The sequence below is a fragment of the Colwellia sp. C2M11 genome (assembly GCF_018860915.1).
In the GTDB taxonomy this organism is placed as follows: Bacteria; Pseudomonadota; Gammaproteobacteria; order Enterobacterales; family Alteromonadaceae; genus Colwellia.
This window is the reverse complement of the sequence record NZ_JAHKQD010000052.1, coordinates 88,492-106,787: the sequence shown is the minus strand read 5'-3', so window position 1 is coordinate 106,787 and position 18,296 is coordinate 88,492. Positions and strand designations below refer to the sequence as shown.

Genomic DNA, 18,296 nt, shown 5'->3' with positions numbered 1-18,296 from the left:
AAGGATTCTAATCATTCCTATTAACAGTAAACTTTCATATTTACTATTGATCATAACCACTACCATTCCTTTGGTACTCACTAGTAATATAACTAAGGCTTATGCACAAGAACCTAATAGCAAGAACGAAATTCTCGAAATAGAAGAATGCGGCCTTGAACAGCCAAAGATTATCTTTAATCCACAAACGATTTTTGATGAAAATGAAAAAGGTTTCCTTTTTATACATCGCTGGGCAAATGCAATTCATATAACCACGAAGCAACTTACATTAGAAAATGAAGCTGCTTTTTTTATCAATAAATGTACAAAAACTATCGCTGATATGGCCGAGTTAGAGCGACATTTACGTAGTAGAAAATACTTACGTGCCGCTAAAGTTAGTAGTGATGAAGCGGTAGAAAATATCACTATTACTACTTGGGATAATTGGTCATTAATGCCAACTGTTAGTTTTGGTCGTCAGGGAGGAGAAAGTACCTATAGTTTTGGTATTAAGGAGCGAAATCTTGCTGGCTTAGGCGTAGATGCAGAAATCGAAACTTATAGAAACTCGCAACGTAAGGGCTATAAACTAAGAACCACTATTCCCTTGTTTAGCCAAAAGAATATTGATTTAAAATTACACTTTGCTGACAATGACGATGGTACTCAACAAGCGATATTTTTACAAAAGCACTTTGCTAGTTTTTATACTAACAATGCTTATATGATTGGCTTTGATGAAGAGTCTCGTAATGACACTATTTATCAAAATAATAATAAATTGGCGATATTTGCCCATGACCTTAACTATAAAAATGCCGAATATTCTTGGCTAGGCTTTAACCATAAAAATGCGCTCGCACGATACCATATTGGTGTTACACAAGAACAACATAAATTTTATTATGCTGATAATGCAAACGATAACCCTCATTCACTTTTATTACCTCAAGATCGTGATTTTATCTACCCTTGGGTCGGTTTTGATTACATAGAAAAAGACTTTAAAAAACTCACAAATATTCATTTAATTACACAAATAGAAGATTTTAATCATGGTTGGCAATTTAGTTCTCGTTTAGGTATTAGTGATGGTGAAAGAGAAAATAATGCTTGGGCGCTATTTCAAGCAAAAATCCATAAAGGATTTGAAGTACATGATAATGCTCTGGTGCTACTCAATATAGAATTAAGTGGTGACATATATCATCAACGTGAAGATCGACTATTACTGAATATTGATACTGAATACTTTTATAATTTCAATGACAACTGGGGATATTACTTCAACAACACCAATGTAATCAGTAATAATCAATATCTTGACCAACTTGTTAGTATTGGAGGTGATTCTGGTTTAAGAGGCTTTCCTTTAGAGTATCAGCATGGTGAGCATAGTGTGAAATTTACCAACGAAATACGTTATTATCCCAAAATCAATCTATTTAAGGTATTTGATCTTGCTGGTGCTGCATTTTTAGATACCGCACGAACCTTTGGTGACATTGATGTCGCAGGCATTGAAGCTAATGCTGAAAATGGTTGGCTATATTCAGTGGGTATGGGAGCAAGGTTTTATTCACCACATGCAGCAGGAAATCAACAAGTAATACATGTCGACTTTGCTTTTCCTCAAAGTGATAACCCAAATATTGATACTTTTGAAATTAGAATTGAAGCTAAACAATCTTTTTAATCCAGCTTGATTATAATCTATAAGAACCGCTTTAAAACACGATCAAGTTGAGCGATGCGAATCTTATTCAGTAACTTCTTCGGTTTTGTTGGATAGTCACTTACCGCTTCAAGCTCACTAAAATGATTAATTTTTTGAGTATGCTCCATAATAGTAACAAGCTCAGGTGCAACTTTTGTCATTAAACTTTGTGATGGGTCATCAAGTAGTAAGCCATTTTCAAGATCTAATGTCCATGCCCGTGGATTTAAGTTACTACCTGTTAATAAATGATAACGTTCATCACTAATAATTCCCTTTAAATGAAAGCTATTATCTTCGTGTTGCCATAAATATATATTCAATAACCCTTGTTCAATATAGTTTTGATAGCGTTTAACAAAGCGCTTTAAGAGCATTTCATAAATATAAGGAACGATACCAATAGTACTAAACTCCGATTCATCAGCAATATAAAAATCATTAGCCTTTTTATCACCAACAACTAAGGTGATATTCACACCACGTTTTAATGCATTAACAACATCTTTTGCCAGCACAGGAGGTAAATTAAAATAAGGCGTAAAAATTAATAACTGCTTTTGTGAATTACGAATTGTTTTGCGAATAACTTTGTTTAGGTGATTTTTTCTTCTGCCAAATCCTACTAAAGGAGTTATTGATATAGGGTTATTAATAACTCCCGAATTTTTGTTGGTACTCGTGGAGTCTATTGCGTAAGCTGATTTTTTCAATAATAATTTTAACGCTAAAATATTACGTTTTTGATCAACAGAACTCGGTAAATCAGGCTCATTAAGTAATGGCGCTAGATTTGAATGAATAAAAGTATTACTTAAATACTGACAAAAGCTGTTCGTTAATGAAGAACACTGAATTTGATAATATCTGTCTAAACGATAGCGAGCACCTTGATGCATGTATATGTCATTAATACTTGCACCGGTATAAAAAAGATTATCATCAAAAACCATACCTTTTAAGTGTAAAACACCAAATAGCTCTTTTCGCTTAACAGCAATACCGTATATTGAAATTTTTTGCTCATATTGTGCAGCTAAATCAAGATATAAAGCACGATTACCTAAACTATCTTTTTCTCCAATTAACCCTCGTTGACCTCGATGAAAATCGACAAAAATATTAACTTCTAGCTCAGGCCTAATTCCTTTAGCTTTGTACAAAGCATGCAATATTTCTCTGCCAGCCTCGTCATCCTGTAGATAAAGTGCTGTTATATATATACGACGATGAGCATTAGCAATTAATGATAATAGTTGTTGTTTATATTGTTTCGGAGTAGAGAATATTTCAATATCGGAATTACTGATCACTAAATTTTTCATTTCAAAGGTCAAAGGTTGAGGGGCTTTACTATACATGCATTTTCAGCAGTATACGTCAGTTTTTATTTTTCTAAAATAAATTCTGCTAATTGTCTCGATAAACTATTAGCGAGTTGTAACAGTTTTTTACCAGTTCACCCTATATTTTGAACATCTGAATAACTTCAGCCTCATTGATGAAATACTTTAGGTATGTTTTTAATACTCTCATTTAAGCAAGCCACAACAAAGAATATTCATTGCTATTCCTTTTTACTTACCGACTTTCAAAAGAAATAGCATATAAATATAGGGTGGAATAACAATGAACAACGACTTGTTTCTATTGAAAAACTTATATTATCATCGCTAATTCAGCAGCTTGTCGAATAGCACGCTTAGCATCAAGTTCAGAGGCTACATTAGCTCCACCAATTAAGTGTACTTTTAAGCCGCCATTTTCAAGCGCTTGTTGTAAATCACGATTTGATTCTTGTCCTGCACAAATAATAATATTATCAACATCAAGCAGTGTTTCTTCGCCATTTACTTCGATAATTAATCCTTCATCAGTTATCGACTTATAACTCACACCGGGTACCATTTTCACACCATGTTTAACTAAATTAGCACGATGTACCCAACCCGATGTTTTCCCTAAACCTTTACCGACTTTTGTGGCTTTACGCTGTAACAACGTAATTTGTCTCTCTGGTTTATCAGAAGACGCTGCGCTCGGCTCTAATAATGCCCCCGAACTTTGATAATTCTTATCGACCCCCCAATTTTTTAACCACGCATCAAGGTTAGTTGTCAGTGACTCGTTCGACTCCACTAGGTAAGTAGCAACATCAAAACCAATGCCACCAGCACCAATAATTGCGACCTTTTCTCCTACAGGCATCTTCTCACGCAACACTTGTAAATAGCTCAGCACTTTAGGATGATCAATGCCCTCAATATCTAATTTTCTAGGTTTAATGCCTGTCGCTAGAACAACTTCATCAAAGCCCGCCGATAATAGAGATTCTGCGCTTTGTTCGTGATTCAAATGTACCGGAATATTATGTAATGTAAGTTGCTTATTAAAATAACGTAATGTTTCATAAAACTCTTCTTTACCTGGAATTTGTTTGGCAACATTAAACTGCCCGCCAATTTCACTTATTTTGTCAAATAACTCAACTTGATGCCCTCGCTCAGATGCATAAACACTAAAAGCTAAACCTGCAGGCCCTGCGCCAATAACAGCTAATTTTTTACGATTATTTGTGGGTTCAAAATTTATTTCTGTTTCATAACAAGCTCTAGGGTTTACCAAACATGACGCTCTTTTTTGTTGAAACACATGATCTAAACAAGCTTGATTACAACCAATACAGGTGTTAATTTCATCTGATTTATTGGCCGCTGCTTTATTAACAAAGTTTGCATCAGCTAAAAATGGTCTTGCCATTGACACCATATCCGCCTGCCCTGTTGCTAATATTTCTTCAGCCACTTCAGGGGTATTAATACGGTTTGTAGTTATTAACGGTAGCGATACTTCTTTTTTCATTCGCTCAGTAATCCAAGTAAACGCTGCTCTTGGTACAGAAGTCACTATCGTAGGGATACGTGCTTCATGCCAGCCAATACCGGTATTGATTAAGGTAGCCCCCGCTTTCTCAACAGCTTTTGCCATTAAAACTACTTCATCCCAAGTATTACCACCTTCAACTAAATCCAGCATAGATAATCGGAAGATAATAATGAAATTTTCACCTACTTTTGCACGCACCGCTTTTATTGTTTCAATGGCTAAGCGCATACGGTTTTCAATGCTACCGCCCCAATCGTCATCTCGTTGATTAGTACGAAGACAAGCAAATTGATTAATTAAATAACCTTCACTACCCATTATTTCAACACCATCATAACCAGCTTTATTAGCTAAATGAGCGGCGTAAGCATAATCTTTTATCGTGCTTCGAATCTGACCATCAGACATTGCTTTAGGAGTAAAAGGATTGATTGGCGATTTAATTTTACTCGGCGCTACACTAAAGGGATGATAAGCATAACGACCTGTGTGTAATAACTGTAAACAGATCTTTGTTGGGTATTTATGAACCGCTGCTGTCACTTCTTTATGCTTATTTACATGCCAAAAATGGCTTAATTCACTGCCCAAAGGGGCAATTGTGCCACGCTTGTTAGGGCTAACACCACCTGTAACAATTAGCCCAACACCGCCTTTTGCACGCTCTTCATAGAAAGCCGCTAATTTTGAAAAACCCCCACGCTCTTCTTCAAGCCCGGTATGCATAGATCCCATTAACGTGCGGTTAGCTAATTGAGTAAAACCTAAATCCAAAGGGGCTAATAAGTGAGGAAAAGCCTGCTCTATAGATGAATTATTTATTTCATTTGGTGCTGTCATATTATTTCCTATTGGTCAAACCAGATAGTATAGTTGCTGTTAATTTACTCATCTTCAAACAAAAATACAAGCATATTTTGACACCTGTCAGATTAATTTTAAAATATTAATAATGCATTAATATTAGTAGTATATATACCTAAAGGTAATATACTTATTTCATCTAAGTGTTTAGCCCTTAAATACCCTCATTATCAAATACGATTAACTACAAAAATAATTAATATGAATCAAGCAAAGATTGATAAAATAGCTTTAACTTCGTTAGTAACAAATGAGCTAAAGAAAGAATTAAATCAAGCGATTAATGCCGCAAATGAGGCTCATGCTGCCGCAGTAGACGATCAAAGTGTTGCCGAAACCCAATATGATACGCTAGCGATTGAGGCCAGCTATTTAGCTGAAGGGCAATCTCGACGTGTGCAAGAATTACAAACGGCACTTAAAGCGTATCAAGACTCGAATGTGCTAGTTTTTGATGAAGACAAGCCAATAAAATTAACAGCATTAGTGCAACTTGCTAAAGACAGCACTAAACAACATTGGTTTTTTATCGGCCCTGCAGCAGGTGGGTTTCGTTGTGAATTATTCGGGCAACATATTACGGTAATCACACCGCAATCCCCAGTGGGATTAGCGTTACTTGATAAATATCAAGGTGATGAGGTCGATATTACACTTGGTACTAATAAGCTAAGTGATTATATTTTTTCAATACAATAAAAAGCCTTATTCATTAAGATATTCAAGCTTTATACTACTGATTCAAGAGATTTCCTATCAATATAGCGATAAAATGACGAGGATATATTGACCGTTATTTTGAGAAAATAGCACTATAATTTTCAAAAAAACCTCATCATGAACTTAGTTCAATATGAGGTTTTTTAAGTCAACAAAGTAAGTTACATAACCCTGGTCACAAGGCTAGTTACATTGAATATTAGCAGATTCTCCAGCCTTAGCTTCAAAGTAAACATCACTCATTGATAATGTTAATTTACTTTTTGACATTAATTCAAAAGGTTTAACAAGTTTATCAAACTTTAAACCTTGGTTAGCAAAACAACTGACATCTATTGATAATTTTGCCCATTCACCATTAGGTAAATTAGCTAACGCTTGTGAAACATCAACACTCGCTATACATGATTCAGAGTTCAATTCACTACCGTCACAAGCCATTGAAATACTCACAGGTGCAGTCACATCACTATTTCTTTTAACCGTTAATACCAGTGCAGACATTTCTTTTGATACAATAGAAAGATCGGCACTGATTGCATTAATTGCAGAAAATCTAATACCTGCTGTAGTACTGCCGTCAAGTTGGATCTGAAAAGCATCTTCTTGTACATTTTTATCAATGGTGCGATAAGCAATGCCAGGTAATGATGAACTGTTAGATTGTATATTCAGTGTTTGCTCTTCTGAAATTAATAGCATTTCCCATGGCTTCATGACTTTACCAGCAAAGATTTGAGTGTCTTGTTGATTATTGTGGGAGAAAGTAAAACCTTCAGATAAGTTATTTGCTAACGTGCTTTTTTCACCATATTTCAAACCAAAACCATAAGGTAATAAAGGCTTATTATCTTTATCAAAACGATTCACTGTTTGTACTGGTGAATTCGGCCAAGAAAAAGAAAGTTTCCCCATAAAATCGTGTTGTACTTGGTTATTAACATCTGTCAATAAAACATCAGCAACAGCTTTCCCTTCAGAACCCGGCAACCAAGCAGCAACAAAGGCATCACTGGCATTAAACTCAGCATTCATCCACATAGGTCTGCCGCTAATAAATACTGAAACAACAGGTATTCCTTGTGCTTTCAAGCGTTTTAACAAAGCTAAATCAGATTTGTGACTTGCTTGATAAGCTAGATTCTCTCTGTCTCCCTGCCCTTCAGCGTAAGGCTCTTCACCAAACACCACCACGGCAACATCAGGTTCTTTAGTAAATTTACCTTCAACATTAAGTTCTATATGACCACCAGCAGCGTTTACTTGTGCACGTAAACCATCATAAATTGAACTACCACCAGGAAAATCGCTATTTTCATTATTAGTACCTTGCCAAGTTATCGTCCAACCACCTGACTGCTTACCGATATTGTTAGCTGCATCGCCTGCCACTAAAATATTCATTTTAGGTGATAAAGGTAAAATTCCAGCTTCATTTTTTAATAGCACTAATGATTCTCGTACTGCTTGGCGAGCTATTTCTCGATGCTTTTCGCTACCAATAAGTTCAGTTTTTCCTGAAAATTGACGATTAGCGGGACTTGGTTTGTCAAAAAGCCCTGCTCTGAGTTTTACACGTAATATACGACTGACTGCATCATCAATACGTGACTCAGCTATTTCGCCACGACGTACTTGCACAATAGTGTTTTCATAAAGAGGTTTCCATGCATCCGTAGGCACCATAAAAATATCTAAGCCTGCGTTAATAGACTGTGGACAACTTTCATTTGTACAGCCTTTAACTTGTCCATGACCATTCCAATCACCAACAACAAAGCCGTCAAAGCCCATCTTTTCTTTTAACACTTCAGTTAACAGGTAATGGCTACCGTGAATTTTTTCACCATTCCAACTGTTAAATGATGCCATAACCGACTGAGCGCCAGCCGCTAAACCACTGACATAACCTTGAGCATGTAATTTATACAGGTCTTGCTCTGATGCTTGATTATCCCCTTGATCATCCCCATCTTGAGTGCCCCCATCACCAACAAAGTGTTTAACTGTACTAATAACACGATCATCACCTAAGAAATCATCATCAGCACTTCCTTGTAATCCTTTAACAACAGCACTAGCATAAAGCTTTACTATTTCAGGATCTTCTGAGTAACCTTCATAGGCTCTCCCCCAACGATCATCTCTTACCGTAGCAACCGTTGGCGCAAAAACCCAATCAATACCAGTAACCATTACTTCTGTAGCCGTTGCTTGAGCGATTTTAGTCATCAGCTCAACATTATTCGCTGCCCCCAAACCAATGTTATGGGGAAATAATGTTGCACCAATCACATTGTTATGACCATGAACAGCATCAGTGCCCCACATTGTAGGAATTGCACTACCATCTAGTGAATCATCAATAGACGCTTGATACATAGTTTCAGCAAGCTCAATCCAATCTTGGGGGGTTGAATGTTTATTGTTCTTAGGAAAAGCCCCGCCGCCATTTAAATACGAGCCAAAACCGTACTTACGCATATCTTCTGGAGTAATATCACGTATTTCAGGTTGGATCATTTGTGCGACTTTTTGTTCTAACGTCATCGTACTCAATAATTCACTGACTTTAGCTTCAATAACTGGATCTTTTGTCACTTCAGATTTTATTGGTGCCCAAGTCTTCGACTCTTCTGTATTGATAATGTCAAATGATTCAACTGAACAACCTGCAGCTAATAAAACAAATGAACTCGATAGTAATGTGCTTTTAGATAGCTTCATGTTTGCCACCCTCTTGAAATTGAATTGTAGTAACATCGGGCTTAGAGCCAATTAATGCGTAATAAACGATATATGCATAACAAAAAATAGGTAGAATAAACGAAAGCTGAATACCAAGTGCGTCAGCTAAAGCGCCTTGTACTAAAGGTAATATAGCACCACCTACAATAGCTAAACATAAAACACCAGCGCCATGGCTAGCAGCATTACCTAGTTGGTTAATTGCTAAAGTAAAAATAGTAGGAAACATAATGGAATTGAAAAAACCTACAGCAAGGATCGCCAGCATAGCAATTGAACCATCGGTCACCATAGCAACAAATACTAAAATGGCAGCACAAACAGCATTGATAAATAAAACTTTATTAGCTGATACAAGTTGCATCACGCCTGCTCCGATAAAACGCCCAACCATAGCTCCGCCCCAATAATAAGAAATATATTTAGCGGCTTCAGCTTCAGTAATACCTGCAATAGTAGGCTCTGCTAAAAAGTTAATTAAAAAACTACCAATAGCAACTTCAGCACCAACATAAACAAAAATACCTACAGCACCTAAACGTAAATGTTTAAATTGCCATGCCTTGCTTGGCGATATTTGTGCTTGTGCATTTTGACCTAAATTAGGTAGCTTCAATAACGCAAATATACCCGCAAGCACCATCAAGGTTAATGCAATAGCAATATAAGGAATTTGTACTGAGCTTGCATCTACCGCTTCGCTCGACTCAACACCACTAAAAATAAGCCAAGCACCAAAAAATGGGGCAACGGTTGTGCCAAATGAATTAAAAGCTTGTGTTAAAGTAAGTCGTGAAGATGCCGTTTTACTTGGACCTAAAGCGCTTACATAAGGGTTTGCAGAGACTTGTAAAATAGTAATACCCGTTGCTAGAACAAATAATGCTAATAAAAAAACCGCGTACACACCGATTTCAGCCGCAGGATAAAACAATAGACAGCCAAGACTAGCAATGGATAATCCCGTCACTATACCTTTTTTATAACCTAAGCGACTCACTAAAGCGCCCGCAGGAAGAGAAACAATAAAATAGGCGCCAAAAAAACAAAATTGAATCAGCATAGCTTGGGTATAACTAAGATCAAACATACCTTTTAAGTAAGGGATTAAAATGTCGTTAAGGCAAGTAATGAACCCCCACATGAAAAATAATGAAGTAAGCGATACTAAAGCGAACATACTATTTTGTGGAGGATTACTTGATGAGTTTTCTGAACTATTCTGTGTATCGATAATAACTGCAGAACTAGCCATAAATATATTCCTATATAAATTAAGTTAAATCACATAACCGAACAGATATTAGTGTTAGGATATGCTTAAAATAAAAGCCTCGTTATAACATTCAACAAGGCTTTATTTGGGCTTAGTTAAAAGCTATATCGAGCACCTAAGCTATAACGAGGTCCGTATTGTCTAGCAAATAAAAACTGCTCTTCATAACGGCCAAAGCCCTGCTCTGTTTCATTATTAATATTTACACCTTCAACAAACACAGTGAGCTCCTCGGTAACATCATAATTGACACTCATATCCCACTGTCCAAAAGCTTTAGCAAATTGTGGCGGATTATCAGATGAGCCTTGATCTTGTCCTACACCAATCAGATATTCATCACGCCATGCATAGGTCACTTTTACCGACAGACCATCTTTTTCATAAAAAGCCTGAAAGTTAGCAGAATCACTTAACCCTGTTAGCGGTGTTTGTTGGTCTAAACTTTCAACGTCAAACTCTACATCGCCATCAACAAATGTCGCATTAACACCTACACCAAAGCCTGACTCACCAAATAAATGTTGTACTGCCAGCTCAAAACCATCAACAGTTTTTTCATCAGAACTATTGAATGGTCTGCTTATATCCCAAACAATCAATGGATCATCACTATTTGGCTCTAAATAACCTTGAGCATTTAAACTAGAACCATTGGCCTGGATTTGTGCAAAAATAGCATCACTTGTTGCTTGCTCACCATTAGCAATTAAATCAGCTTCAGCTTGCTGCCAGCGAGGACCTTGGTAGATATCGTGAAAACCATCAATAGTGGTTGATACAATTTGATTTCCAATAAAGTTTTTAACGTCTTTTTTGAAATAACCAATCGACGCATAACTTCCTTCGTCGCTGTAGTAATATTCAAGACTAAGATCTAGGTTAGTAGATTCATATGGTAAAAGGTTAGTGTTACCTTCATTACCATTACGAGAACCTATTTTAGGACTACCAGATAAAACACGTCCCCCCGCTAAATTACCTAATGGTGCTCTAGCGATTGTCTTACCCCACGAAACGCGCCCAACAAGTTCATCAGTTAGATCAACTCGGAAGTCAAACATAGGTAAAAATACATCATGCTCACCCGTTAAAGATAAAATATTACTATCACCACTCAAATATTGAGTATGCCATTCACTGCCACCTTGCCACCAAACACTTGTTGGGACGTCTTGTTGAACATTACTCGTAACATCTGTCTCTTCATAACGTACACCAACACTCAATTCCATATCAAAACCGATTAACTCAAACATCCAGTTTGTTTGAAGGTAGATACTTTTCGTTTCTTCTTCGACTGAGGATTGCGAAAAAGTACCAGCAAAATCATGATATGGAGTTGCTGCAAAATAATCACCATTACCTAAAGCTTCTTCTGTTAAAAAGGCTTCTGAGCGTGTAACCACTTCATCAAAATCAAAAGTATAATAATGATCCGGAGTTAAACTGCTTCCCCCACCATTAATTTGATCTAAGAAGTTATTAGTACTCTGTTTTGTAAACATACCGTCTGGAAATATTTCAGTCCAAGAAGGGTTAAATCCAAAAGCACCGATTAATCCACTCCATGCACTAGAGCCGCCAATAGTTTGCTTAGTGCTAGCTACACCAAACTTTATGTCGACTAACGGGATATTATAAGTATTTTCCCACATGCCACGTAGTTGTATTTGCTCTACATTAGCTTCACCCGGTGAATGAATGAATTGACTAAAATGTGAGTCTATTTCTCCTGGCTCTAAAGTTGTTGTGCCGTTATTCCAAAAAATCTGCCCTGATGGAACATCACCAGTACGATAATCGTACGTTTTAGTGATTAATTGATCTGATCCTAAAACAAGCGTACCTGCACTATTAAGACCAGCATCTTTACCATTATCTGTTTTACTGGTTGAATCATGGAAATCTAATGCTAAATGCAATGTATCTGTTGCTTGCCAAGCTAAGTTAATACCAAATGAATCTTCTTTAACTTCAGTTGTATTGCGAGAAGCAGTATATGAGCCATCATTGCCACTAATATCGGCATAAATTGCTGTTCCATTTTCATCCAATTCATAGGCATTTATATTGCCTCCATAGTCATTCCACATTCCCCACCCAATAGAGTTAACCCCAGTGGTTGCAATAGTTGCTGTGTAATCCAAGGTTACAATAAGATCTTCAGTCGGTGCATATTGAAAGGTAATATTTCCATTTGTTCTTTCACGGGCAATATTTGCAATGTTGTAACCTAAATCACGAGGGAAAAAGTAATCACCAACACGCTCACCTTCCTCATTAATAGGGCGAGGATCAATCACATTTTCATCAGCAAGGTTAGTAGGTAACGCTACATTGGCTTGCCAGCCTTGAATACTCGCAGATTGCTGTTGAAAATCTCTTCGTTGATGGCTTGCAGAAACTGAAAAACCTAAGGTATCGTCATTGAAAGTATTGCTATAAATAGCACTCAACTCAGGCGTAATATCATCACCTTCTACATTAGAAGTATCGTGATTAGCTTTTGCTGAAACAGAAATTTTTTGTCCAGGGCTGTCAAAAGGCTTTAATGTAGAAATATTAACAGTCGCGCCTAATCCACCTGTTGGGTTTTCTGCACGTGCAGTTTTAAACACTTCAAGAGAACTAACACCTTCAGATGACAAGTTTTCTAAACTATATGAACGGCTATTACCTGTACCAGGCATTTGACGTCCGTTAAGTGTTAATAAGTTAAACTCAGAGCCAAAACCACGTACTGTAATTTGACTTCCTTCACCATTTGAGCGACTTACTGAAACACCCGTTATACGTTGCAAAGACTCAGCTAAATTAGTATCAGGGAACTTCCCCATCTCTTCTGATGAAATAGCATCCATCACACCTGAAAAGCCACGTTTCATTGAAGATGCACGCATAATACTTCCGCGAATACCTGTCACTTCAATCACTTCTATTTCAGCTTTTTGCTCAGCTAATGGTGCTTCTTCAGCTAATACATTATGACTTACACCTGAAGCTAAAATTAATGAGATACATGTAGCTATATGTTTTTGTTTAAATTTAATATTTTTCATGTTGAACCTACTTTTAAAAATTTTTTATAATTGAGCAATTGAAAAGCTCGATTTTTAATCACAGCTTTTAGGCTAAGGATTACTGATAAGTACGTTATCGATTCGGTACTCAGCACCCTCGCCTGTAGCCCATGCAGGGAAAAACATAACAACGTCTATTTGACTAATATCTAAGCCAGCATCAAATAAACTTTGTAGAGAAAAAGTATAGGTTTGCCATTCACCCGTTACAGGTACAACGCCTTCTTGACTCGCCGTGATAGGTAATTCAACAGCAGTCTCTGTATCACCTGACTCTATTTTGAAAATCCAAGTAGACTCTGGATCAGTTGGTGCAGTAATCACTTTCATATCAAATTTAACAACACCACTTGCTAATAGATGAGATGCATCTAAATAAACATCATCATCAGCTAACAACCCCATCACAGTAGGTGTAGCACCAATAACGAACTGAGCAGTCATGCCATGTTCGGTACCATCATTTTCAAGTGTTGGAGTTGAACCACCACAACAATCCCAAACACTCCACATGTCTTTAGCTTGTTCATCAAATAATACAAAACCACCAGAGTTAGTTTCTGCTGTAGGATCATAGATTTTTACGTTATCAATACGATAAACTGCACCTTCACCTGCCCCCCATGCTGGGAAAATCATCAGAACATCAATAGCACTTACATCTAAACCAGCAGTTGCTAAGTCAGATAAATTAAAGGTATAAGTTTGCCATTGCCCTTCAACAGGAGCAGCAGCTTCAACACTTGTCGCTACAGAAACTTCAACAGCAGATGCAGCATTATCGGCTTCTACTTTAAAAATCCAGTCAGTACTCGAATCGCTTGGCATAGTCACCACTTTCATTTCGAACTGAATAACACCATTAGTAAGGATACCTGTTGCATCAAATGGCGAAGGTTGAGTTGTATTAGGGTCTCTTGAAATAAAGCCCATTACTGTTGGTTCTGAACCAATAGAAAACTCTGAAACATTAGTATGAGCATCATCGTCTAACTCAACCGTTGGCGTTGAACCTCCACAACAATCCCACATTGGCCAGCTTGGGTTTTCGCTTTCTTGAAAAATAACAACCTCAGGTGAAGTTGAGTCAGCAGCAATACTTAAGTTAGTAATTTGATATACAGCACCTTCACCGGCTCCCCATGCAGGAAATACCATAACAACATCAAGAGCACTAAGATCTAAACCTTTATCTGCGAATGATTTTAATGAAAAAGTATAGGTTTGCCATTCCCCAGTTACAGGCTCAATAGCTTCAGCACTTTCAGTTAAAAGAAAGTCTGCAGCCGTTGAACCTTCAGAGCTTTCCATTTTCACATACCAAGGAGCGCTTATATCATTCGGCGCTGAAACAACTTTCATGTCAAAACTTAACGTACCTGTTTCAGCAAGTGGCGATGCATCAAATGGACTTGCAGTGCCAACTTCATTATCAATAAACTCAGCACGTGAAATAAAGCCATTTACTGTTGCTGTTGCACCAACAGAAAACTCCATCACTTCGCCTTTATCTGCATCAGTGTTTAAAGAAGGTGTAGTGCCACCACAACAATCCCATGCAGGCCAATTAGGATTAACTGCGCCTGAAAAAATAATTAAGTTTTCTGCAATACCTGTAGATGGTGGCGAAGGAATTGGCGCTTTCCCTTCAACTAGAGCATCCTCTAAATTGTCATAACCACCGCGAACAGTTTCACAGCCTTTACCTGTATCTGGATTTTGTTGACACTCGTACACGCGCACATAATCAATTTCAAATGACTGACCATTTGCAAAAGCTTCAGTATCTATGCCTAAGTTATTTACATTTTCAGGCCAATCGCCACCTACAGCGAAGTTTAAAATAAGAAAGAAATCTTGATCGAATGGGGCGTTCTCCCAGAAAGTGGTTAGTTCACCAGTAACACTGTCAAAATTTTCAGTGAACCAACCTCTGTGTGATAAGCCAACAGCCTCATCTCTACTGTTAGTTCTAACTTCAGATTTACGTTGTGTAGCATATAAATAATCATCCACATACCAACGGATCTCACCTTCTTGCCATTCAACAGCATAAGTATGAAAATCATCAGCAGGATTTATGTTATCGGGAAGTGTGTAAGAAGTTCCTGAACTAGAATTGTCAGGCCATGCTTTACCATAATGCAATGTACCGTGAATGTTAGCTTCTACATTGCCATCAGCATCTACAGTATTAAGATTTACGGCTTCTAAAATATCTATTTCGCCAGATTTAGGCCAGCCGCCATAAACTTCATCAGTTGGTAGCATCCAAAAAGCAGGCCAGCTGCCTTGTCCGCTAGGTAACTTAGCGCTTATTTCAAAACGGCCATATTTAAAATCTGCTTTATAACGTGTGATAAGTCTTGCAGAAGTATAAGGAAGATCTGCATCATCAGCAGCAGGAAGTGCAACAATGCTTAATTTCCCATCGCTAACAAAGGAATTATCTGCACTATCTGTATAACATTGTTTTTCGTTATTTCCACCACCATCACAATTAACTTCATGAGTCCATTTTTTAGTGTCTATGGTTGTATTGTCAAATTCATCTTCCCAAACTAATTTCCAATCACTTACTGGTTGAGAAGGGTCTACAGCATTATTTTTTGTTTCAGTTTCTACTCCGCTTCCACATCCTAATAACGTCAATGTTGAAGCTAAAGCAAGTAACTGCGTAGCTTTATATGTCTTGTTCATAAATGTCCCCAATGTTTCATTATGGTTCGTTTTAACTTTGATATTTCGTGTGGTTGTATTATTTTTGTTGATTGTTTTATAAGACTTTTTATCACGAAAATACTGAAGTAAACGATTTAGATAGCTACTCTGATATAATTTTAATATGAGTAGTATCTTAGAAACATATTGATTCAAAAAAAATCAACTAACAATTGAAATGCGACATCATGGTTAAACCATGCGGCAATAATCGATTTACTGAAAGCAAAGAGATAACACGAGACAAAAATAAGCTGAAAGGTTTAATTGCCTTTAATATTGTTTAGACTCAACAATTTGTTGTATAGCTGAGCTGTAATTACGACTTACTTTTAATTGAACGTCGTTACCTAAATCAAGAATGCCTTCGCTATTACGCATAGGCTTAATACTCTTAATATAGCTAACATTAACTAAAGTAGATTTGTGAATACGAGTGAATATCTTAGGATCTAACTGGCTTTCAAGCTTTTTCATAGTAATGCGTACAATATGTGTTTCATTATTTTCATGAATACACATGTAATCACCAGCAGCATCTATCCATTGTATGTCTTTAACAGGTAAAAACACTTTTTCATGATCGTTATTTTTAATCACTAATTCTTGTATGTAGAGAGAAGGTAATGGATTATCCGACTCCAACCAATCTTCTAGTTCAGACACTGAAAGGCCTGATGTTTCACCTAGTGCTTTAAGTAATTTGAATTTTTCTTTAGTCGAATCTTTCTCAATATTATTTTCCGACTGACTAATGCTAACGCGTTGCATAATACGCTCAACTGTCTTTTGTAAACGCCCTAAATTAGCAGGTTTTAATACATAATCAATTGCGTTAAGTTCAAAAGCATCAATAGCGTATTCACCATAAGCGCTGACAAAAACAATCATGGGTAAAGTATCAGATTGTAATGCTTGTACAACCTCAATACCATTAAGACCAGGCAAACGTAAATCTAAAAACAATACATCAGGTGTTAAGGTATTGCACAAATGAATAGCTTGATCACCATCACTTGCTTCGGCAATGACTTTTAGTTGAGAGATTTTTTCTAATCGAAGACGAAGCCCTTCTATCGCAAGAGGTTCATCATCAACAATAATTGCCGTTAAAGGTTTTTCACTCATCTCTCAATTACTTCTTAAAAGGAATAGAAATTAACACGGTTGCTCCGCCATTTTCGCTGTTAGCAAGATTCACATCGAAGTCACCATTAAACATAGCATCTAATCGTGCTTTTGTATTCGTCATACCAATACCAAAACCTTCATTCAATTTTTTATTTAAACCTTGCCCGTCATCAATAACGTGTAACATTAATCTGTCATCAATAATTTGCGCTTGAATAATGATAGACCCGCCTTCTTTGCGCAACTCTATTGCATATTTAATCGCATTTTCCACCAAAGGTTGCAACAACATACTAGGTACTCGACAACCCAGAGCATTATTATCAATGGCAAGCTCGACATGTAAACGATCACCAAACCTGACTTTTTCGATAGATAGATATAAATCTAACAACTCCAACTCTTTTTGGAGGGTAGTTTTACTTTTGTCGTTTTTATCTAATGAATATCTAAAAAAATCACATAATTTGTCAAGCATTTCATTGGCTTTATCATTTTCGTTTTTATAAATAAGCGTAGAAATAGCATTCATGGTATTAAACATAAAATGAGGATTCAGTTGGTAACGCAACATTTCTAATTGTGCTTCTTTTGCCGATGTTTGTGCTCTAAGTAACATTTCATGTTCTTTTTGTAACTTGTTGTTATACAACATAATAAAAAATATTGCTGTCCATACAAACATAGTAGCTAATGAAAATAATAACCAACCACCAAATTCGAGTGTACTCCAAGACTCATTCCATTGTTGTTGATGCACAATAGCTTTGAATGTACTAAGTTTAATAATATTGTAAATTAATCCAAGTACTGCCGCCGCAGAAAAACTGAACAACAACATTTTATTCAACGGGAAGTGAGTAATACGGCGAATAAAACACCACTGCAAGTAAGACAGAAAGAAACCACTCATTGTTTCTACTAATAAATTAAGGATCTGTCCTGAAAAATTGAAATTTGGCTCAGAAATCTGAGGGCGAACGATTGCTAAAAAAACAAAAAGAGCATAGCCAAGCCAGCCAACAATTTGTAATGTCCAAAATTGATGACTTTGCTTGGAAAAAGCTTGAGATTCTGTTTCAAGAGAGGGATCTATTTCTGATTCATCCATGGGATTTAGTATATTAGTTCAAATTAGCGTTTCAATACTGTCCTACACTAGGTC

10 protein-coding genes are annotated in these 18,296 nt (G+C 36.7%); 2 read left to right on the top strand and 8 right to left on the bottom strand.

Going from position 1 to position 18,296, the window contains the following annotated elements; all coding sequences use genetic code 11:
- Window positions 1-46: 46 nt before the first annotated feature.
- On the top strand, window positions 47-1,681 hold the full coding sequence (locus KO509_RS15755; protein WP_215974220.1) for a hypothetical protein: 1,635 nt from the start codon (window positions 47-49) through the stop codon (window positions 1,679-1,681).
- 17 nt (window positions 1,682-1,698) lie between these two features.
- Here the strand turns inward: KO509_RS15755 and pssA are convergent, their stop codons facing one another.
- On the bottom strand, window positions 1,699-3,063 hold the full coding sequence (pssA, locus tag KO509_RS15750) for a CDP-diacylglycerol--serine O-phosphatidyltransferase (protein WP_252727644.1): 1,365 nt from the start codon (window positions 3,061-3,063) through the stop codon (window positions 1,699-1,701).
- Between the two features lie 298 nt (window positions 3,064-3,361).
- The gene (locus KO509_RS15745) at window positions 3,362-5,428 is read right to left on the bottom strand and encodes an NADPH-dependent 2,4-dienoyl-CoA reductase (protein WP_215974219.1); all 2,067 of its coding nucleotides are present in this window, start codon (window positions 5,426-5,428) and stop codon (window positions 3,362-3,364) included.
- Between the two features lie 225 nt (window positions 5,429-5,653).
- Here KO509_RS15745 and KO509_RS15740 point away from each other — a divergent pair, with 225 nt between their 5' ends.
- Entirely contained in the window at window positions 5,654-6,151 is a 498-nt protein-coding gene (locus KO509_RS15740) for a GreA/GreB family elongation factor (protein WP_215974218.1), read from the top strand.
- Between the two features lie 204 nt (window positions 6,152-6,355).
- On the opposite strand, the gene KO509_RS15735 is transcribed toward KO509_RS15740, so the two are convergent.
- From KO509_RS15735 to KO509_RS15710, 6 genes are all read right to left on the bottom strand, one after another.
- Window positions 6,356-8,899, bottom strand: coding sequence for an exo 1,3/1,4-beta-D-glucan glucohydrolase (locus tag KO509_RS15735; RefSeq protein WP_215974217.1), 2,544 nt, complete (start codon window positions 8,897-8,899; stop codon window positions 6,356-6,358).
- Complete coding sequence (locus KO509_RS15730) at window positions 8,886-10,175, bottom strand: sugar MFS transporter (RefSeq protein ID WP_215974216.1); 1,290 nt, start codon at window positions 10,173-10,175, stop codon at window positions 8,886-8,888. Before KO509_RS15730 ends, KO509_RS15735 begins: the two co-directional genes overlap by 14 nt.
- Window positions 10,176-10,291: 116 nt before the next feature.
- Entirely contained in the window at window positions 10,292-13,258 is a 2,967-nt protein-coding gene (locus tag KO509_RS15725) for a TonB-dependent receptor (protein ID WP_215974215.1), read from the bottom strand.
- A 72-nt stretch (window positions 13,259-13,330) separates the two neighbouring features.
- The gene (locus KO509_RS15720) at window positions 13,331-15,979 is read right to left on the bottom strand and encodes a glycoside hydrolase family 16 protein (RefSeq protein WP_215974214.1); all 2,649 of its coding nucleotides are present in this window, start codon (window positions 15,977-15,979) and stop codon (window positions 13,331-13,333) included.
- Between the two features lie 294 nt (window positions 15,980-16,273).
- Window positions 16,274-17,128 (bottom strand): LytTR family DNA-binding domain-containing protein, encoded by an 855-nt coding sequence (locus KO509_RS15715; RefSeq protein WP_215974213.1) that lies wholly within the window; start codon window positions 17,126-17,128, stop codon window positions 16,274-16,276.
- A 7-nt stretch (window positions 17,129-17,135) separates the two neighbouring features.
- Window positions 17,136-18,242: a histidine kinase gene (locus tag KO509_RS15710; RefSeq protein ID WP_215974212.1), complete on the bottom strand. Its 1,107-nt coding sequence runs from the start codon at window positions 18,240-18,242 to the stop codon at window positions 17,136-17,138.
- Between the last annotated feature and the right edge of the window lie 54 nt (window positions 18,243-18,296).

What these genes read in the sequence shown, in the direction of transcription:
- pssA (WP_252727644.1), bottom strand. Translation starts at nt 3,063, where the DNA reads ATGTATAGTAAAGCCCCTCAACCTTTGACCTTTGAAATGAAAAATTTA.
- KO509_RS15745 (WP_215974219.1), bottom strand. Translation starts at nt 5,428, where the DNA reads ATGACAGCACCAAATGAAATAAATAATTCATCTATAGAGCAGGCTTTT.
- KO509_RS15740 (WP_215974218.1), top strand. Translation starts at nt 5,654, where the DNA reads ATGAATCAAGCAAAGATTGATAAAATAGCTTTAACTTCGTTAGTAACA.
- KO509_RS15735 (WP_215974217.1), bottom strand. Translation starts at nt 8,899, where the DNA reads ATGAAGCTATCTAAAAGCACATTACTATCGAGTTCATTTGTTTTATTA.
- KO509_RS15730 (WP_215974216.1), bottom strand. Translation starts at nt 10,175, where the DNA reads ATGGCTAGTTCTGCAGTTATTATCGATACACAGAATAGTTCAGAAAAC.
- KO509_RS15725 (WP_215974215.1), bottom strand. Translation starts at nt 13,258, where the DNA reads ATGAAAAATATTAAATTTAAACAAAAACATATAGCTACATGTATCTCA.
- KO509_RS15720 (WP_215974214.1), bottom strand. Translation starts at nt 15,979, where the DNA reads ATGAACAAGACATATAAAGCTACGCAGTTACTTGCTTTAGCTTCAACA.
- KO509_RS15715 (WP_215974213.1), bottom strand. Translation starts at nt 17,128, where the DNA reads ATGAGTGAAAAACCTTTAACGGCAATTATTGTTGATGATGAACCTCTT.
- KO509_RS15710 (WP_215974212.1), bottom strand. Translation starts at nt 18,242, where the DNA reads ATGGATGAATCAGAAATAGATCCCTCTCTTGAAACAGAATCTCAAGCT.